This window comes from Halonatronomonas betaini (assembly GCF_015666175.1).
GTDB classification, from domain to species: Bacteria; Bacillota; Halanaerobiia; order Halanaerobiales; family Halarsenatibacteraceae; genus Halonatronomonas; species Halonatronomonas betaini.
Map to the genome: position 1 here is coordinate 19,590 of NZ_JADPIE010000009.1, position 18,230 is coordinate 37,819.

General features: G+C 36.6%; 22 protein-coding genes. All 22 read left to right on the forward strand.

Annotation, left to right across the window (positions count from 1 at the left end; genetic code table 11):
- A partial coding sequence (locus I0Q91_RS13085; RefSeq protein WP_270455079.1) for a hypothetical protein occupies positions 1-204 on the forward strand: 204 nt, incomplete at its 5' end.
- A gap of 215 nt (positions 205-419) precedes the next feature.
- Positions 420-3,674 carry a DNA-directed RNA polymerase subunit beta gene (gene rpoB / locus I0Q91_RS13090; RefSeq protein ID WP_270455081.1) on the forward strand — a complete coding sequence of 1,085 codons (3,255 nt, stop codon included), beginning with the start codon at positions 420-422 and terminating at the stop codon, positions 3,672-3,674.
- A gap of 29 nt (positions 3,675-3,703) precedes the next feature.
- Entirely contained in the window at positions 3,704-7,183 is a 3,480-nt protein-coding gene (gene rpoC / locus I0Q91_RS13095) for a DNA-directed RNA polymerase subunit beta' (protein ID WP_270455083.1), read from the forward strand.
- A gap of 177 nt (positions 7,184-7,360) precedes the next feature.
- Positions 7,361-7,732 (forward strand): 30S ribosomal protein S12, encoded by a 372-nt coding sequence (gene rpsL, locus I0Q91_RS13100; protein ID WP_270455084.1) that lies wholly within the window; start codon positions 7,361-7,363, stop codon positions 7,730-7,732.
- A 53-nt stretch (positions 7,733-7,785) separates the two neighbouring features.
- On the forward strand, positions 7,786-8,253 hold the full coding sequence (gene rpsG, locus I0Q91_RS13105) for a 30S ribosomal protein S7 (RefSeq protein ID WP_270455085.1): 468 nt from the start codon (positions 7,786-7,788) through the stop codon (positions 8,251-8,253).
- 40 nt (positions 8,254-8,293) lie between these two features.
- Positions 8,294-10,363: an elongation factor G gene (fusA, locus tag I0Q91_RS13110; protein ID WP_270455086.1), complete on the forward strand. Its 2,070-nt coding sequence runs from the start codon at positions 8,294-8,296 to the stop codon at positions 10,361-10,363.
- A gap of 21 nt (positions 10,364-10,384) precedes the next feature.
- On the forward strand, positions 10,385-11,578 hold the full coding sequence (tuf, locus tag I0Q91_RS13115) for an elongation factor Tu (RefSeq protein ID WP_270455088.1): 1,194 nt from the start codon (positions 10,385-10,387) through the stop codon (positions 11,576-11,578).
- A 99-nt stretch (positions 11,579-11,677) separates the two neighbouring features.
- Entirely contained in the window at positions 11,678-11,989 is a 312-nt protein-coding gene (gene rpsJ / locus I0Q91_RS13120; RefSeq protein WP_270455089.1) for a 30S ribosomal protein S10, read from the forward strand.
- A gap of 31 nt (positions 11,990-12,020) precedes the next feature.
- Positions 12,021-12,641 carry a 50S ribosomal protein L3 gene (rplC, locus tag I0Q91_RS13125; protein ID WP_270455090.1) on the forward strand — a complete coding sequence of 207 codons (621 nt, stop codon included), beginning with the start codon at positions 12,021-12,023 and terminating at the stop codon, positions 12,639-12,641.
- Positions 12,642-12,670: 29 nt separating this feature from the next.
- Positions 12,671-13,303: a 50S ribosomal protein L4 gene (gene rplD / locus I0Q91_RS13130; RefSeq protein WP_270455092.1), complete on the forward strand. Its 633-nt coding sequence runs from the start codon at positions 12,671-12,673 to the stop codon at positions 13,301-13,303.
- A complete protein-coding gene (rplW, locus tag I0Q91_RS13135; protein ID WP_270455093.1) occupies positions 13,296-13,586 on the forward strand; it encodes a 50S ribosomal protein L23 in 291 nt (96 codons plus the stop codon). The genes rplD and rplW overlap by 8 nt, the downstream gene beginning before the upstream one ends.
- Positions 13,587-13,610: 24 nt before the next feature.
- Complete coding sequence (gene rplB / locus I0Q91_RS13140; RefSeq protein WP_270455095.1) at positions 13,611-14,444, forward strand: 50S ribosomal protein L2; 834 nt, start codon at positions 13,611-13,613, stop codon at positions 14,442-14,444.
- Positions 14,445-14,465: 21 nt separating this feature from the next.
- Positions 14,466-14,750 (forward strand): 30S ribosomal protein S19, encoded by a 285-nt coding sequence (gene rpsS / locus I0Q91_RS13145; RefSeq protein WP_270455098.1) that lies wholly within the window; start codon positions 14,466-14,468, stop codon positions 14,748-14,750.
- 36 nt (positions 14,751-14,786) lie between these two features.
- Positions 14,787-15,128: a 50S ribosomal protein L22 gene (gene rplV / locus I0Q91_RS13150; RefSeq protein ID WP_270455099.1), complete on the forward strand. Its 342-nt coding sequence runs from the start codon at positions 14,787-14,789 to the stop codon at positions 15,126-15,128.
- Positions 15,129-15,130: 2 nt separating this feature from the next.
- Positions 15,131-15,775, forward strand: coding sequence for a 30S ribosomal protein S3 (gene rpsC / locus I0Q91_RS13155; protein ID WP_270455101.1), 645 nt, complete (start codon positions 15,131-15,133; stop codon positions 15,773-15,775).
- A gap of 30 nt (positions 15,776-15,805) precedes the next feature.
- Positions 15,806-16,234, forward strand: coding sequence for a 50S ribosomal protein L16 (gene rplP, locus I0Q91_RS13160; RefSeq protein ID WP_270455103.1), 429 nt, complete (start codon positions 15,806-15,808; stop codon positions 16,232-16,234).
- Entirely contained in the window at positions 16,224-16,430 is a 207-nt protein-coding gene (gene rpmC, locus I0Q91_RS13165; RefSeq protein WP_270455105.1) for a 50S ribosomal protein L29, read from the forward strand. The genes rplP and rpmC overlap by 11 nt, the downstream gene beginning before the upstream one ends.
- A gap of 23 nt (positions 16,431-16,453) precedes the next feature.
- A complete protein-coding gene (gene rpsQ / locus I0Q91_RS13170) occupies positions 16,454-16,714 on the forward strand; it encodes a 30S ribosomal protein S17 (protein ID WP_270455107.1) in 261 nt (86 codons plus the stop codon).
- Positions 16,715-16,740: 26 nt separating this feature from the next.
- Complete coding sequence (gene rplN / locus I0Q91_RS13175; RefSeq protein WP_270455109.1) at positions 16,741-17,109, forward strand: 50S ribosomal protein L14; 369 nt, start codon at positions 16,741-16,743, stop codon at positions 17,107-17,109.
- A gap of 18 nt (positions 17,110-17,127) precedes the next feature.
- Complete coding sequence (gene rplX, locus I0Q91_RS13180; RefSeq protein WP_270455111.1) at positions 17,128-17,439, forward strand: 50S ribosomal protein L24; 312 nt, start codon at positions 17,128-17,130, stop codon at positions 17,437-17,439.
- A gap of 26 nt (positions 17,440-17,465) precedes the next feature.
- The gene (gene rplE / locus I0Q91_RS13185) at positions 17,466-18,005 is read left to right on the forward strand and encodes a 50S ribosomal protein L5 (RefSeq protein WP_270455112.1); all 540 of its coding nucleotides are present in this window, start codon (positions 17,466-17,468) and stop codon (positions 18,003-18,005) included.
- Positions 18,006-18,041: 36 nt separating this feature from the next.
- Complete coding sequence (locus tag I0Q91_RS13190) at positions 18,042-18,227, forward strand: type Z 30S ribosomal protein S14 (protein ID WP_270455113.1); 186 nt, start codon at positions 18,042-18,044, stop codon at positions 18,225-18,227.
- Positions 18,228-18,230: the final 3 nt, after the last annotated feature.

Below are 18,230 nucleotides of genomic sequence, written 5' to 3' on the forward strand. Positions count from 1 at the left end.
CGGAGCAATCCCGGAGCAATCCCGGAGCAATCCCGGAGCAATCCCGGAGCAATCCCGGAGCAATCCCGGAGCAATCCCGGAGCAATCCTGGAGAAGACCTGGAGTAATTCTGGATTTGATATGAATCTTTTCACCGATTTTTATTTTATTATTTTATGTTGGCTTTATTTAATTTTGTATATTACTCATTTTACTATAAAATAAATTTGAAATCTCTTGACTTTTTAAATGGACTATGATAATATTATTAATTGTCGATAACTTTATATATATATCGTATAATATTGAATAATTATAATTTTTGAATGTGATGATAAGGATGATATATCAACTCTTTATAATTACATTCTTTTTGTTATCTAAAATATATTTTCAAATATCTTGGTAATTAGACTTTAATTTAATCCGGGGGTGCGAAAATGGCGTTACCGAGAAACAAACATAGTTTTTCGAAGATAGGCAATGCGAAAGAATTGCCAAATTTAATTTACACGCAGTTGAACTCTTACCAGTGGTTTTTAGAGGAAGGATTGGAGCAGGTTTTTTCTGAAATCTCTCCAATTGAAGATTTTTCAGAGAACCTTGTATTGGAGTTTGTTGATTATCGCTTAGAAGATCCAAAGTATACTGTTCAGGAGTGCAGGGATAGGGATGATACTTATTCTGCGCCTTTACAGGTGAAAGTTCGTTTGATTAATAAGGAAACAGGTGAGGTTAAGGAACAGGAAGTGTTTATGGGAGACTTCCCATTGATGACAGATAAAGCTACTTTTATTATTAATGGGGCAGAAAGAGTTGTGGTTAATCAGCTGGTAAGGTCTTCTGGAGTTTATTTTGATGATGAGAGAGTAAAAGATGGTAGAAGACTGATCAATGGTAGTATTATACCTAATAGAGGGGCCTGGATAGAGTTTGAATATGATAAAAAGAGAATAATTTCTGTCAGGGTTGATCGAGCAAGAAAGATGCCATCTACTGTATTATTTAGAGCCCTCGGTTATTCTACTGATTCAGAATTGATTGATTTATTAGGAGATCATAAAGTTATTCATGATACTCTAGAAAGAGATAGTACTGAAAGTAAAGAAGAGGCTTTGATTGAATTATATAAGAAATTACGTCCAGGAGAGCCTCCTACAGTTGAAAGTGCCAGTAATTTGATTAATTCAATGTTTTTTGATCCGAAAAGATATGACCTGGCTTATGTAGGTAGATATAAGATAAATAAGAAATTAGAGCTTGATATTGATCCGAAAATGCGGCAGCTTGATGAGAAAGATATCATTGAAACTGCCAGATATATTGTTAAATTAATAGATAATGATCCTGATGCTTATATTGATGATATCGATCATTTAGGGAATAGACGTTTAAAGACTGTTGGGGAATTACTCCAAAATCAGTTTAGAATTGGTCTTTCTAGAATGGAACGTGTTGTTAGAGAGCGGATGACCATTCAAGATATTGATGTAGTTACTCCCCAGGCTCTGATTAATACCAGGCCTGTTGTTGCTTCTGTTCAGGAGTTTTTTGGTAGCAGTCAGTTATCACAGTTTATGGATCAAACTAATCCATTATCTGAATTAACTCATAAGAGAAGAATTAGTGCACTTGGCCCTGGTGGTTTAAGTAGAGAAAGGGCTGGTTTTGATGTACGTGATGTTCATCACTCTCATTATGGAAGAATTTGTCCTATAGAAACACCGGAGGGCCCTAATATCGGTCTTATAGGTTCTATGGGGACATATTCAAAGACTAATGAGTTTGGATTTTTAATGACACCTTATCGGAAAGTTGAAGATGGTAAGGTTACGGATCAGATTGATTACCTGACTGCTGATGAAGAGGATAAGGTTACTGTTGCTCAGGCTAATGCACCTTTAAAAGATAATGGTGAATTTAAAAATGATTTAGTTGTATCAAGGAGAAGGGGAGATATAGTTGAAATTTCTCCTGAAAAAGTGGATTATATGGATGTTTCTCCTAAACAGCTTGTTGGTGTATCTGCCGCTTTAATTCCTTTCTTAGAAAATGATGATGCTAACCGTGCATTAATGGGAGCAAATATGCAGAGGCAGGCTGTTCCTTTAATGAATACTGATGCTCCTGTAGTTGCTACAGGAATTGAGGAAAAGGCTGCTAAAGATTGTGGTGCTGTCCAGTTAGCTGAAAAATCAGGTGAAGTTACAAGGGTAACTGGAAGTAAGGTTATAATTAAAAATGATGATGGGTCTACTAGCTCTTATAAATTAATGAAATTCGAAAGGTCCAATCAGGGTAGTTGTATGAATCAGAAGCCTATCGTTTCTAGAGGAGATAGGGTTGAAAAAGGAGATATCATTGCAGATGGACCCTCTATTGATCAGGGTGAATTAGCATTAGGCAGGAATTCTTTAATTGCTTTTATGCCCTGGGAAGGATATAATTATGAGGATGCTATCTTAATTAGTGAAAAACTTGTAAAGGAAGATGCTTTTACTTCTATTCATATTGAAGAACATGAAGCTGAATCTAGAGATACAAAGCTTGGACCTGAGGAAATCACAAGAGATATTCCTAATGTTGGCGATGATGCTCTTAAAGACCTCGATGAAAGAGGAATTATAAGAGTTGGCGCTGAAGTAAAAGAAGGGGATATTCTAGTTGGTAAAGTCACTCCAAAGGGTGAGACTGAGCTATCAGCTGAAGAAAGACTATTAAGAGCTATTTTTGGCGAAAAAGCTAGAGAGGTTAGAGATACTTCTTTAAAAGTGCCACATGGTGAAAAGGGTATTGTGGTTGATGTTAAGGTCTTTTCTAGAGAAGCTGGAGATGAACTTAAACCAGGTGTTAATAAATTAGTTAGAGTTTATGTAGCTGCTAAACGTAAGATTGATGTTGGCGATAAGATGGCCGGACGTCATGGTAACAAGGGTGTTATTTCCAGGATTTTACCTGAAGAAGATATGCCATTTTTACCTTCTGGTGAACCTGTAGAAATAGTATTAAATCCACTTGGGGTTCCATCCAGAATGAATATAGGACAGGTTCTAGAGACTCACTTAGGTATGGCTGCTAAGGCTTTAGGGCTTCATACAGAAACTCCTGTTTTTGATGGTGCTACTGAATCCGAAGTTGAAGACATGCTTGAAAAAGCCGGGTTTAATAGAGATGGTAAAACGGTTCTTTATGATGGTAGAACAGGAGAACCATTTGATAATAGAGTTACAGTTGGATATATGTATATTTTAAAACTTCATCATTTAGTTGATGATAAGATTCATGCCAGATCAACAGGACCATACTCATTGGTTACACAGCAGCCTCTCGGTGGAAAAGCGCAATTTGGAGGTCAGAGATTTGGTGAGATGGAGGTCTGGGCTCTTGAAGCTTATGGTGCAGCATATACCTTGCAGGAAATGCTGACAGTCAAATCTGATGATGTTGTTGGCCGTGTTAAGACTTATGAATCTATTGTTAAGGGAGATAATATACCTGAACCAGGGATTCCAGAGTCATTTAAGGTATTAATAAAAGAGATGCAGAGTTTAGGACTTGATGCAAAAATATTTACAGAAAATGAAGAGGAATTAAAGATTGCTGAAGATAAAGAATTAAGTGAAACAAGTAAACACTTAGGACTTGATGATGGACTTGCAGATAAAGAGGAAAGAGAAAATCATGACGATGAGTAATAATTCTGGTCAAGAAAGGGGAGAGGCCCTTGCTTAACGTCAATAATTTTGATTCGATGAAAATTGGGATTGCTTCTACAAAGGAAATTAGGGACTGGTCTCGAGGTGAGGTAACAAAACCTGAGACTATTAATTATAGGACTTTAAAGCCTGAGAAAGACGGGCTTTTCTGTGAGAAGATTTTTGGTCCTACAAAGGATTTTGAATGTCACTGTGGCAAATACAAACGAGCTCGTTATAAAGGAGTCGTTTGTGATAGATGTGGGGTCGAAGTAACTAGAGCTAAGGTTAGAAGAGAGAGAATGGGGCACATTGAGCTTGCAGCCCCTTGCACACATATATGGTTCTTCAAAGGGATTCCGAGCCGTTTAGGGCTAATAACTGATATGTCACCAAGAGCTCTAGAGAAGGTTATCTATTTTGTTTCATATATAGTAACCGATCCTAAAGATACTAATTTAAGTTATAAACAGCTGTTATCTGAGTCAGAATATAGAGAAGCCAGGAATAAGTTTGGTAAAGGCTTTGATGCTGGCATGGGTGCTCAGGCTGTTAGAGAGATATTAACTAAAATAGATGTTGACAAAGAAGTTCAGGAACTCAAAAAAGAGGTTCAAGATAACTCAGGACAAAGAAGGAAAAGGGCTGTAAGAAGACTCGAAGTTATGAGTGGTTTGCAGGATTCTGGAATGGATCCTGGTTGGCTTGTGATGGAAGCTATACCTGTTATACCACCTGACCTAAGACCAATGGTTCAGCTCGATGGTGGTAGATTTGCAACATCAGACTTAAATGATCTATATAGAAGAGTTATTAATAGAAATAATAGGTTGAAAAGGCTTCTTGAATTAGGTGCTCCTGAAATTATAATAAGAAATGAGAAAAGAATGCTTCAGGAAGCAGTTGATGCATTAATTGATAATGGTAGAAGGGGAAGACCTGTTACAGGTGCTGGTAATCGCCCACTTAAATCTTTAAGTGATATGCTTAAAGGTAAGCAGGGCCGTTTCAGGCAGAATCTGCTTGGGAAAAGGGTTGATTATTCTGGTAGATCTGTAATTGTAGTTGGACCTGAATTAAAGATGCATCAATGTGGATTGCCTAAAAAGATGGCTTTAGAATTGTTTAAGCCATTTGTTATGAAGGAATTAGTAGAACATGGATTAGCCCATAATATTAAAAATGCCAAAAAGATGGTTGAAGATGTACATGATGAAGTCTGGGGAGTTTTAGAGGATGTCATAGAAGATCATCCTGTATTACTAAATAGAGCTCCGACTTTACACAGACTTGGTATTCAGGCATTTGAGCCAGTACTTGTAGAGGGTAAAGCGATAAAACTTCATCCCCTTGTCTGTCCGGCATATAATGCTGACTTTGATGGAGATCAGATGGCTGTACACTTACCACTTTCTGCTGAAGCTCAAGCTGAGGCAAGGTTGTTAATGCTATCTACTACAAATATTTTAACACCTTCAGATGGTAGTCCTATAACTATTCCAACGCAAGATATGGTATTAGGTATTTTCTATTTAACAACTATGAAAGAAGGACTGAAAGGCGAAGGCAAAGCCTTTGCAACAACAAATGAAGCTATTCGTGCTCATGAAAATGATAAAATTAAGTTACAGTCAAAAATAAAAGTTCGTTTTAATGGCGAGATAGTTACAACTACAGTTGGTAGAATTATCTTTAATGAAGCTTTACCAGATGAAATGCCTTTTGTAAATGAGAGACTAGGTAAAAGTGAAGTTGAAGAAGTAATAGCTGACATGCATGAAGATTATGGGAATGATATAACTGCTACTGTTCTTGATAAGATTAAAGAATTAGGTTTTTATTATTCCACTATATCAGGCATTTCAATAGCTGTACATGATGCTGCTGTTCCAGAAGCTAAAACTAAAATAATTGAAGATGCTGAAGATAAAGTTTATCAGATTGAAGACCATTATCGTCGTGGTGCTATTACTGAAGATGAAAGGTATCAGAAGGTCGTTAATATCTGGGAGAATGCAAAGGACGATGTTACAGGAGCATTACTTGAACATCTAACAGAAGAGAATAATATTTATATAATGGCTATCTCAGGTGCGAGAGGTAGTACATCTCAGATATCTCAGCTTGCAGGTATGAGAGGTCTGATGGCTGATCCTTCTGGTAGAATTATTGATATACCTATAAGATCTTCCTTTAGAGAAGGTCTTGATGTACTTGAATATTTCTTATCTTCTCATGGTGCAAGAAAAGGTCTTGCAGATACTGCATTAAGAACTGCAGATTCAGGATACCTAACAAGAAGGCTAGTTGATGTTTCCCAGGATGTAATAGTTCGGGAAGAAGATTGTGGCACTGACAAAGGAATAGAAGTTAGCGCAATTGGCGGAAATGATGAGACAGCTATTGAAACATTAGCTGAGAGATGTATTGGCAGAATTGCAGCTGAAAATGTCAAGGATCCAGATACTGATGAAATTATTGTTGATAAAAATCAGTATATTGATAAAAAATTAATGAAGAAAATTACTGAAGCTGGAATTGAAAAAGTTAGGATTAGAACTGTCTTGACCTGCGAAACCAAACATGGGGTTTGCCAGAAATGTTATGGCCGCAACCTAACAGATGGTAACATTGTTGAAGTTGGTGAAGCAATAGGAATAATAGCTGCTCAGTCAATTGGTGAACCTGGCACTCAGCTGACTATGAGGACTTTTCACACTGGTGGAGTTGCTGGTGATGATATAACACAGGGTCTTCCAAGAGTTGAAGAGTTGTTTGAAGGTCGTTCACCTAAAGGCCAGGCAATAATTACAGAAAAAACTGGTGAAACAAAGGTAATAGAAAAGAAAAATTCAACTAAGGTAGTAGTTCAAAATAAGGATACTAAGAAGACTTATCAAATACCTTATGGATCTAAATTAAAAATTAATGAGGGAGACCATGTGACTGCTGGTGATAAATTGACTGATGGACCTGTTGACCCTAATATTATTTTAAAAATAAAAGGAGAGAGAAGGGCACAACAGTATCTATTAGAGGAAGTTCAGAATGTTTATCGTTCACAGGGTGTAGAGATTAATGATAAGCATATTGAGGTTATCATTAGACAGATGCTTAAAAAGGTTAAGGTAGTTTCATCTGGCGACACAGATCTATTGCCTGGAAGTATGATCAATAGATTTGAGTTTAAAGAAGCTAATGACAAAGTGATAGAGAAAGGGTTGGAGCCTGCAGAGGCTAAGCCTACTCTGTTAGGTATTACCAAGGCTTCTTTAGCTACAGATAGCTTTTTATCTGCTGCTTCATTTCAGGAAACGACCAGGGTATTAACTGAGGCCTCTTTAGAAGGAAAGGTTGATCCTCTAATTGGTCTTAAGGAAAATGTGATTATTGGACAGCTGATTCCAGCAGGTACAGGTATGAAGTATTATAGAGATATAGAGATATTAGATGATAATGATCAACCATTAACTGGTTTTACTGAAGATAGTTCAGATTATGAAAATTAATCTTGATAACAGTTGACAACTACTCGCTAAGATGTTATTATATTTTAGTGTATGCGAATTATCCTTGTTGTTAAGGTTAAGATAGATTTATTGTAAAAATTAATTACAGTAGGGTAGGCGGCAAGAAAAGCCGCTGCTTCTGCTGTATTATTAAACCTGGGAAGGAGGTGGAGCTGAATGCCAACAATTAACCAGCTTATACGTAAAGGAAGAGATAGTGTCAGCAAGAAAAAATCAGCCCCTGCATTAGAAGGTTGCCCACAGAAGAGGGGTGTTTGTACAAGAGTATATACTGCAACACCAAAGAAGCCTAACTCTGCTTTACGTAAGATTGCCCGGGTTAGATTGACCAATGGTAAAGAAGTTACAGCTTATATTCCTGGAATCGGTCATAATTTACAGGAGCACTCCGTAGTTTTAGTTAGGGGTGGTAGAGTTAAAGACTTACCGGGTGTTAGATATCATATTGTTAGAGGAACTTTAGATACTGCAGGTGTAGAAGATAGAAAACAGGGAAGATCAAAATATGGTGTAAAAAAACCTAATTAATATATAATATATGAGTTGAAAGTTTTAAATTATTATGTAAAGGGGGGTTGAAGATGAGAAAAAATCGTGCTGAAAGAAGAACTGTTAAACCAGATCCAGTATATAATGATGTAATTATAAATAGAATCATAAATAAAATTATGCTAGATGGAAAGAAGAGTTTAGCTGAAAAAGTTGTTTATGAAGCTTTAGATATAGTTTCTGAAGAAACTGGTGAGGAGCCATTAGAGGTTGTAAAAGAAGCATTAGATAATATTATGCCTGTTCTTGAGGTTAGATCAAGAAGAGTAGGTGGTTCTAATTATCAGGTTCCAGTGGAAGTTGATGAAAATCGTAAGTTGAGTTTAGGTTTGCGCTGGTTTGTTCAGTCAACAAGAAAACGTGGAGAGCGGACAATTGTAGAAAGAGTAGCAGGAGAATTAATGGATGCATATAATAATACAGGTGGAGCAGTAAGAAAGAAAGAAGAAGTACACCGCATGGCAGAAGCTAACCGGGCTTTTGCTCACTACAGGTGGTAAACAAAGTTGCGCCTGAAAGTTTTTGTAAGGAGGGAGTATAATGGCCCGACAATTCCCGTTGAAAAAAACGAGAAACATTGGGATAATGGCACATATAGATGCTGGTAAAACAACAACAACAGAGAGAATGTTATATTATACAGGTAGAGTTCATAAGATGGGTGAAACCCATGATGGTGCTTCAGTTATGGATTGGATGGAGCAAGAGCAGGAGAGAGGAATTACTATAACCTCTGCTGCAACAACTTGTCAATGGCAAAATCATAGAATAAACATTATAGATACGCCCGGACATGTTGACTTTACTGTTGAGGTTGAGAGATCTCTTAGAGTTTTAGATGGAGCTATTGCTTTATTTTGTTCAGTTGGCGGTGTTGAGCCCCAATCTGAAACAGTCTGGAGACAGGCAGATAAATATAAGGTTCCAAGAATTGCTTTTGTAAATAAAATGGATAGAATGGGTGCTGATTTCTTTAGAGTCGTTGAAATGATGCGAGAGAGATTAGGCGCTAATGCAATTCCTATTCAGATTCCTATGGGCTCCGAAGATGAATTTGAAGGAGTTATAGATTTAATTACAATGGAAAGTATTGTCTATGAAGACGAATTAGGGATTGAGTATAATCGTCAGGAAATACCTGATGAATATAAAGAAATTGCTGAGGAAAAAAGAGAGCAATTATTAGAAGCATTATCAGATGAAAATGATGAGTTAATGATGATGTATTTAGAGGGTGAAAAGATTCCGGAAGAAGAAATTAATGAGACTTTAAGAAAAGCCGTTTTGAATGTTTCAGTTATTCCGGTCTTGTGTGGTTCAGCCTTTAAAAATAAAGGTGTGCAGCTTTTGTTAGATGCAGTAATTGATTTTATGCCTTCTCCAGTGGATGTTCCTCCGGTACAGGGTATTAACCCTGAGACGGAAGAGGAAGACACAAGAATGGCAGACGATGATGCTCCTTTTTCAGCTCTTGCATTCAAGATCATGTCAGACCCCTATGTAGGTAAACTAGCCTTCTTTAGGGCTTATTCAGGCAAGCTTGAAGCAGGATCTTATATATATAACTCGTCTACAGGCAAAAAGGAAAGAATAGGTAGGATACTTCAGATGCATGCTAATCGCCGTGAAGAAAGAGACATGGTTTATGCAGGTGATTTAGCCGCTGCTGTAGGATTGAAAAATACCAGCACAGGAGATACACTTTGTGATGAAGATAATCCTATAGTATTGGAATCAATGGAGTTTCCAGAACCAGTTATTTCAGTTGCAATAGAACCTAAAAGTCAAGCAGACCAGGATAAATTAGGAGAAGCTCTTCAAAAGCTTGCAGAAGAGGATCCTACTTTTCAGGTTAAGACTGACGAAGAGACTGGCCAGACCTTGATAAAAGGAATGGGAGAACTTCATTTAGAGGTTATAATAGACAGGTTATTAAGAGAGTTTAAAGTTGATGCCAACATTGGTAAACCAAGAGTTTCTTATAGAGAGACTATTTCCAAAAAGGTTGAAGATGTTCATGGTAAGTTCATTCGCCAGAGTGGTGGACGTGGTCAATATGGTCATGTTGTTATTGATCTTGAACCTATGCCTGAAGGTGGAGGCTTTGAATTTGAAGATAAGATAGTAGGAGGAGCAATTCCAAAAGATTATATATCATCTGTTGAAGATGGTATAAAAGAAGCTATGGAAAATGGTATAATTGCTGGTTATCCAGTTGTAGATGTTAAAGTCACTTTAAAAGATGGTAGTTATCATGATGTTGATTCATCTGAAATGGCATTTAAAATTGCAGGTTCAATTGGTTTTAGAGAAGCAAGCCAAAAAGCTTCACCAATTATTTTAGAGCCCGTCATGGAAGTTGAAGTTGTAACTCCTGAAGAGTATATGGGTGATGTTATGGGAGACCTTAATGGTCGTAGAGGCCAAATTGAAGGTATGGAGCCAAGAAATACTGCGCAAGTAATAAAGGCAATGGTTCCTTTAGCCGAAATGTTTGGTTATGCTACAGATCTTCGCTCTAAGACTCAGGGAAGAGCAACTTATACAATGCAATTCTCACATTATGAGAAGACGCCGAAAAATATTGCTAAAGAAATTATTGGAGACTAATCAAAGGGAGGATGAGAAAGAATGGCAAAGGAAAAGTTTGAGAGAACGAAGCCCCATATTAACATAGGAACAATAGGGCATGTTGATCATGGGAAGACAACATTAACAGCAGCAATCACATCTGTACTGGCAAATTATGGTGGTGCAGAGGTTAGAGCATTTGATACAATAGATAATGCTCCAGAGGAAAAAGAACGTGGGATAACAATAGCGACATCCCATGTTGAGTATGAGACAGAGGAAAGACATTATGCCCATGTTGATTGTCCAGGACATGCTGACTATGTAAAGAATATGATTACAGGTGCAGCACAGATGGATGGAGCTATTTTGGTAGTATCAGCAGCAGACGGTCCAATGCCTCAGACAAGAGAGCATATTTTATTAGCCCGTCAGGTAGGTGTGCCAAGTATAGTAGTATTTTTAAACAAAGCAGACATGGTAGAAGATGAAGAGTTAATAGAGTTAGTTGAGATGGAAGTAAGAGATTTATTAAATGAGTATGACTTCCCAGGAGACGATATACCTGTGGTAGTAGGATCAGCTTTAAAAGCAATGGAGAGTAGCGATCCTGATGGTGAATGGGGTAAGAAGATTATAGAATTGATGGAGCATGTTGATTCTTATATACCAGAGCCAAAAAGAGATAAAGACAAAGCATTTATAATGCCTATAGAAGATGTCTTTAGTATAACTGGTAGAGGAACAGTAGCTACCGGTCGTGTAGAGAGAGGAACACTGCATCCAGGAGATGAAGTGGAGATTATAGGTATAAAAGAGACAACAGAGACAGTAGTAACAGGGGTAGAGATGTTCCGTAAGCTACTTGATGAGGCAGTAGCAGGAGACAATATAGGAGCATTATTAAGAGGTGTAAAAAGAGATGAGATTGAAAGAGGCCAGGTATTAGCTGAGCCAGGAAGTATAACACCTCACACAAGATTTAAGGCTGAAGTTTATGTATTATCAAAAGATGAGGGTGGAAGACATACACCATTTTTTGATGGATATAGACCACAGTTTTTCTTCCGGACAACAGATGTGACAGGAAATATTAGGTTACCAGAAGGAGTAGAGATGGTAATGCCAGGAGATAACATTGAGATGGAAGGCGAACTGATTACTCCGATAGCGATGGAAGAAGGACTAAGATTTGCTATCCGTGAGGGTGGCCATACTGTTGGTGCTGGTGTTGTAACAGATATTGTTGAGTAAGTTATTTTTAAAATAGAAAAAGTGGGAGGTTAGCTCCTCTGCTTTTTCTATCTTTATTTAATTTTCATCAGCCTCTATAGGAATAAAGGAGGGAAGAGAATGCCCAAACATGAAAAAATTAGAATTAAATTAAAAGCATATGAGCATGAACTTTTAGATAAATCTGCAGAAAAGATTGTATCGACTGCGGAAAGAACTGGAGCAAATATTTCAGGTCCAGTTCCTTTACCGACAGAAAGAGAGATATTTACAGTTTTGAGATCACCTCATGTTCATAAGGATGCTAGAGAACAGTTTGAAATGAGAACACATAAAAGGCTAATAGATATATTAAAGCCAAACTCTAAGACTGTTGATGCATTAATGAGGTTAGATCTACCTGCAGGGGTTAATATAGAAATTAAATTATAAGATTTTTTGTATGATTGGAGGTGTATTATAAATGTCCAAAAGTTTAATAGGGAAAAAATTAGGGATGACTCAAGTTTTTAGTGAAAGTGGAGAGTCGGTTCCTGTTACTGTTATAGAAGCTGGTCCATGTGTTGTAACACAGGTTAAAACTGAAGAAAAAGATGGTTACTCAGCTGTACAGCTTGCTTATGGTGAAGTTAAGCCTAATAAAATCAATAAACCTCAGAAAGGTATATTTGAAAAATTAGGTGTTAAACCAAAAAAGCATATTAAAGAATTTAGGAATCTTAATTTTGAAAATGTTGAGCCTGGAGATAAATTAACAGTTGATCAATTTGAAGCTGGAGATCTAGTAAATGTATCTGGTGTTTCTAAAGGTAAGGGCTTTGCTGGTAATGTCAAAAGACATAATCATGCAACTGGTCCTAAAACCCATGGTTCAAGAGCTTATAGGATTCCAGGATCTATCGGAGCTACTGATGCTTCAAGGGTCTTTAAAGGTCAAAAATTACCAGGAAGAATGGGCCATGACCAAGTTCAAATGGAAAATCTTCAGATTGTAAAAGTAATGAAAGAAGATAATGTTTTACTTGTTAAGGGTTCTATTCCTGGCCCTAAAAAAGGCATTATAACTATTGAAAGCATAGACTAATACTCTGGCTAGGAAGGAGGAGATTTTGAATGCCCGAATTAAGTATATATAATAGTAGCGGCAATGAAGTTGAAAAAGTAAGTTTAAATAAAGAGATTTTTGAAGAAAATGTTAATGAGCATGTTGTTCATGAAGCAGTAACTGCTCAATTAGCTGCAAAAAGACAAGGTAATGCTTCCACTAAAGGTCGTAGTGAAGTTCGTGGCGGTGGAAGAAAGCCCTGGAGACAGAAGGGGACTGGGCGAGCAAGACATGGTAGTATTCGATCACCATTATGGGTTGGTGGTGGAATAACTTTTGGCCCTAAACCAAGAAGTTATAAGAAAAAGATTAATAGGAAAACTAAAAAGCTTGCTATAAGATCAGTTTTAACTGCAAAAGCAAATGCAGAAGAACTATTAATTATAGATGAGTTATCATTTGATAGACCAAGAACTAAAGATGCTACAGAAATTTTAAGTAATTTAAATCTAAGTGATAAAAAGGTCTTATTTGTATTACCTGAGAAAGATAAAAATGCTTATTTATCAATTAGAAATATAGCTAATGCAAAGACTATGGTATTAGATGGATTAAATGTTTATGATCTATTAAATAATGATATGGTTGTAATTCCTCAAGCGGCTTTAGATAAATTAGAGGAGGTGCTCTTAAATGGATAATGCACGTGATATTATAATTTCACCTCTGATTTCAGAAAAGACCATGAAATTAATGGAAGAAAATAATGCATATACTTTTAAAGTGGCCAAAAAAGCAAACAAGATTCAAATTAGACAGGCCATAGAAGAGATCTTTAATGTGAAAGTAGTTAAAGTGAATACTATGAACATGAAGGGTAAAAGAAAGAGATTAGGTTTTACTGAAGGAAAAAGACCTGATTGGAAGAAAGCAATTATCAGACTTGATGATGGAGATAGTATTGAAATATTTGAAGGTGTTTAATAAATAATAAAGGAGGGTGAAGTTATGGCTATCAAAAAATTTAAGCCGACCACTCCTTCCCGGAGATATATGACTGTTTCTGATTTTAAAGAGCTGACTACTAAAGAACCTGAAAAGAGCTTGTTGGCTCCACTAAAAAAATCAGGAGGTAGAAACTCAAACGGTAGAATTACATCTCGTAGACGGGGTGGAGGACACAAGAGAAAATATAGAATTATTGATTTTAAAAGAGACAAAGATGGCATTCCTGCAAAGGTTAAGACCATAGAATATGATCCTAATAGATCTGCCAGAATTGCATTATTAACTTATCATGATGGCGAAAAGAGATATATTTTGGCTCCTAATAAAGTTGAAGTTGGTGATACATTAGAAACTGGATCTGGTGCTGATATTAAGCCAGGTAATGCACTTCAACTTCAAGATATGCCTGTTGGTACAATTGTTCATAATATCGAGATGCAGCCAGGTAAAGGTGGACAAATTGCAAGATCTGCTGGAGCTATGGCACAGATACTCGCCAAAGAAGGAAATTACTGTCATATTAAAATGCCATCAGGAGAAGTTCGCTTAATAAGAAAAGAATGTAAAGCAACTGTTGGTCAGGTAGGAAATATTGAGCATGAAAATATTGTTATTGGTAAAGCAGGACGTTCACGCTGGTTAGGAAGAAGGCCAAAGGTAAGAGGTGTAGTTATGAATCCTCACGATCATCCACATGGTGGTGGTGAAGGTAAATCACCTGCTGGTAGACATCCGGTAACTCCTTGGGGACAGAAAACCATGGGTAAGAAAACAAGAAAAACTAAAAAATCTGATGAATATATTATTAAATCCCGCAAGGCTAAAAAACGCTAAAGCGGAAAGGGGGATTTAAACTTGGGTAGATCACTTAAAAAAGGACCATTTGTAGAAGAAAAATTAATGGCAAAGATTGATGAAATGAATGAAAGCGGTCAGAAGAAAGTTGTTAAAACCTGGTCGAGGAGTTCAACAATCTTTCCAGAAATGGTCGGTCATACAATTGCTGTTCATGATGGTAGAAAACATGTACCAATTTATATTACAGAAGAAATGGTTGGTCATAAACTAGGAGAATTTGCTCCTACTAGAATTTTTAGATCACACAGTAGACACTCAGAGAGATCAACAGCTCTTAAATAAATAATTATAGTTTTGTTTTAAATAAGGGGTGATAAAATGGAAGCTAAAGCAATTGCAAAGCATGTTAGAATGTCCCCACGCAAAGCCAGGCAGGTTATTGATCTGGTTAGAGGAAAAGATGTGGGAGACGCTATCGCAATTTTAAAGAATACTCCAAAGAGAGCATCAAAAACAATAGAAAAAGTTGTTAATTCAGCAATTGCAAATGCTGAAAACAATCATGATATGATTGTTGAAGATTTGTATGTATCAGAAGCATATGTTGATGAAGGTCCAACAATGAAAAGATTTAGACCAAGAGCTATGGGCCAGGCATCAATGATTAGGAAAAGAACAAGTCATATTACTATTAAATTAAAAGAGAAAAAGGAGGGATAATTTTGGGTCAGAAAGTAAATCCCCACGGACTTCGTGTTGGTGTAATAAAAGATTGGGATGCTAAATGGTATGCAGATAAAAATGATTATTCAGAGTTACTTCATGAAGATATTGAAGTAAGAAAACATATTAAAGAGAAAATGTTTGACTCTGGAATATCAAGAATTGTTATTGAAAGAGCTGCAAAAAGACTTAAAATAGATATTCATACTGCTAGACCAGGAATGGTAATTGGTCGTGGTGGTTCTGAAGTAGATGCTTTAAGACAGGATATTGAAAGCATGACTGGGAAAAATGTTCAAATCAATGTGGTTGAAGTGGATAACCCTGATATGGATGCTCAGTTAGTTGCTGAGAATATTGCTTCACAGTTATTAAAGCGTGTTTCATTTAGAAGAGCTATGAAACAGGCTATGAATAGAGCCATGAGATTAGGTGCTGAAGGATTTAGAGTGCAAAGTAGCGGTAGATTAGGCGGTGCCGAAATGGCAAGAAGAGAAGGATATAGTGAAGGAAGTGTTCCTCTTCATACTTTAAGAGCGGATATAGATTATGGTTTTGCAGAATCTAAAACAACCTATGGTACAATAGGTGTTAAAGTATGGATTAACAAAGGTGAAATACTTCCAGAAGTTGAAGAAGACTAAAAGTATTAATCATAGGAAGGAGGCAACAGTATGCTTGTCCCAAAGAGAGTAAAACATCGTAAGCAACACAGAGGGCGGATGAAGGGAAAAGCCCAAAGAGGTACAAAAGTAACTTTTGGAGAATATGGACTTCAGGCTTTAGAACCAGCCTGGATAACTAATAGACAAATTGAGGCTGCCCGGATTGCCTTAACAAGATATATAAAAAGAGGCGGAAAAGTATGGGTGAAGATTTTTCCAGATAAGCCTATAACAGCTAAGCCTGCTGAAACAAGAATGGGTAGTGGTAAAGGTGCAGTTGAAAAATGGGTTGCAGTCGTAAAACCTGGTAGAATAATGTTTGAATTAGCTGGTATTGATGAAGAGATTGCACGTGAAGCTATGAGGTTAGCAGCACATAAACTACCAATCAAAACTAAATTTGTTGCCAGAGATGGTGGTGAATCCAATGAGAGTTAATGAATTAAGAGATTTAACTGATATGGAATTAGAGCAGAAATTAGATGAATTTAAAGAAGAACTTTTTAATCTTCGTTTTCAGCATGCAACTGCTCAATTGGATAATCCGATGAGAATCAGAGAGGTCAAAAGGATTATTGCAAGAATTAAAACAATTTTAAGAGAAAGAGAACTAGGTATACGACAGGAAGCTTAGTTTAAGCTGGAAGGAGGTTTATTATGGAAGCTCAAAGAAATGAGAGAAAAGAAAGAATCGGTTTTGTTGTTAGCAACAAAATGGATAAAACTGTTACCGTTGCTATTGAACGGAGAAAACAGCATCCAATGTATAAAAGAGTTATTAAACGTTCTAAAAAATATAAAGCCCATGATGAAAATAATGAATGTAATGAAGGCGATAAAGTAAGAATTGTTGAAACACGGCCTTTAAGCAAAACAAAAAGATGGCGTGTTACTGAAATATTAGAAAAAGCCAAGTAAATAAACGGAATAGAGGGGTGATTTAAATGATTCAAGCAGAATCTCGCCTAAAAGTTGCAGATAACTCTGGCGCCCGTGAGTTGCTTTGCATTAAAGTTCCAGGTGGTAGCAAGAAGAAATATGCTGGTGTAGGCGAAAAGATTATATGTAGTGTAAAAGAAGCAATTCCTGAAGGGATGGTAAAAAAAGGTGAAGTAGTAACAGCACTGGTTGTGAGGACAAAAAAAGCAACTAAAAGGCCTGATGGCTCATATATTAAATTTGATGAAAATGCTGCTGTTATTATCGATGATCTAGATAACCCTAAAGGAACAAGAATTTTCGGTCCAGTTACTAGGGAATTAAGAGATCAGAACCATATGAAGATTGTATCCCTAGCACCGGAAGTATTATAGTTAAAGGAGGGGTACTAGGTGAAAATCAAAAAAGGTGACCAGGTTGAAGTTATTACTGGCAAAGATAAAGGAAAACGTGGCGAAGTTTTAACTGTTGATAGAAAGAAAAATCGGGTTGTTGTAGAAGGCGTTAATATAGTGCATAGACACATGCGCCCAAGCCAAGATAATCCACAGGGTGGAATAATTGAAAACGAAGCCCCTATACATGCATCAAATGTAATGGTTGTTTGTGCGGCCTGTGATGAGAAAAGCCGTTTAGGTTATAAAAATTTAGATAGTGGTGAAAAAGTTCGTTATTGCAAAAAATGTGATGAAACGATAGAATAACTGCTGGATGAAAGGAGGTCAGTGATATGACAGTTTTAGCAAATCAATATCGTGAAGAAATAAGGCCAGCTTTAAAAGAAGCTTTTGGTTATGATAATATAATGGAAGTTCCAGAATTAAAGAAGATTACTGTAAATGTTGGTTTAGGAGATGCTAAAGAAGATCCTAAACTCTTAGATACAGTTGTTGATGAGATTGCAAGGATTACTGGTCAACAGCCAACTGTTACTAGAGCTAAGAAAGCTATAGCTAACTTTAAAATTCGTGAAGGCATGCCTGTTGGTTTAAAAGTTACTTTAAGGGATAAGTTGATGTATGAATTTCTATATAAATTAATTAATGTAACTATGCCCCGTATTCGAGATTTTAGAGGTGTATCTGCGAATTCGTTTGATGGAAGAGGCAATTACAGCCTTGGAATAGATAATCATACAGTCTTTCCTGAAATTAAAGTTGATGATGTAGATGTAGTTCATGGTTTACAGATTACAATTGTTACATCAGCTGAAACAGATGAAGAGGCATTTGAATTATTAAGTAGAATGGGGATGCCTTTTAAGAAGTAAATTTTATGAGTTAATATTTAAAAGGAGGGATATTTAGTGGCCCGTAAAGCTTTAATTGAAAAAGCAAACAAAGAACCGAAGTATTCTACAAGGAAAAATAATAGATGTAGCCGATGTGGTAGATCTAGAGCTTATATGAGAAAGTTTGATTTATGCAGAATATGTTTTAGAGAATTAGCACATAAGGGAGAAATACCAGGAGTTAAAAAAGCTAGCTGGTAAATG

Bases quoted from the DNA above. Each gene is read 5' to 3' on its own strand.
- rpoB (WP_270455081.1), top strand. From the start codon at position 420: ATGGCGTTACCGAGAAACAAACATAGTTTTTCGAAGATAGGCAATGCG.
- tuf (WP_270455088.1), top strand. From the start codon at position 10,385: ATGGCAAAGGAAAAGTTTGAGAGAACGAAGCCCCATATTAACATAGGA.
- rpsG (WP_270455085.1), top strand. From the start codon at position 7,786: ATGAGAAAAAATCGTGCTGAAAGAAGAACTGTTAAACCAGATCCAGTA.
- rpmC (WP_270455105.1), top strand. From the start codon at position 16,224: ATGAGAGTTAATGAATTAAGAGATTTAACTGATATGGAATTAGAGCAG.
- rpsQ (WP_270455107.1), top strand. From the start codon at position 16,454: ATGGAAGCTCAAAGAAATGAGAGAAAAGAAAGAATCGGTTTTGTTGTT.
- rplD (WP_270455092.1), top strand. From the start codon at position 12,671: ATGCCCGAATTAAGTATATATAATAGTAGCGGCAATGAAGTTGAAAAA.
- rplV (WP_270455099.1), top strand. From the start codon at position 14,787: ATGGAAGCTAAAGCAATTGCAAAGCATGTTAGAATGTCCCCACGCAAA.
- rplP (WP_270455103.1), top strand. From the start codon at position 15,806: ATGCTTGTCCCAAAGAGAGTAAAACATCGTAAGCAACACAGAGGGCGG.
- fusA (WP_270455086.1), top strand. From the start codon at position 8,294: ATGGCCCGACAATTCCCGTTGAAAAAAACGAGAAACATTGGGATAATG.
- rplB (WP_270455095.1), top strand. From the start codon at position 13,611: ATGGCTATCAAAAAATTTAAGCCGACCACTCCTTCCCGGAGATATATG.
- rplN (WP_270455109.1), top strand. From the start codon at position 16,741: ATGATTCAAGCAGAATCTCGCCTAAAAGTTGCAGATAACTCTGGCGCC.
- rplW (WP_270455093.1), top strand. From the start codon at position 13,296: ATGGATAATGCACGTGATATTATAATTTCACCTCTGATTTCAGAAAAG.
- rplE (WP_270455112.1), top strand. From the start codon at position 17,466: ATGACAGTTTTAGCAAATCAATATCGTGAAGAAATAAGGCCAGCTTTA.
- rplC (WP_270455090.1), top strand. From the start codon at position 12,021: ATGTCCAAAAGTTTAATAGGGAAAAAATTAGGGATGACTCAAGTTTTT.
- rpsJ (WP_270455089.1), top strand. From the start codon at position 11,678: ATGCCCAAACATGAAAAAATTAGAATTAAATTAAAAGCATATGAGCAT.
- rpsL (WP_270455084.1), top strand. From the start codon at position 7,361: ATGCCAACAATTAACCAGCTTATACGTAAAGGAAGAGATAGTGTCAGC.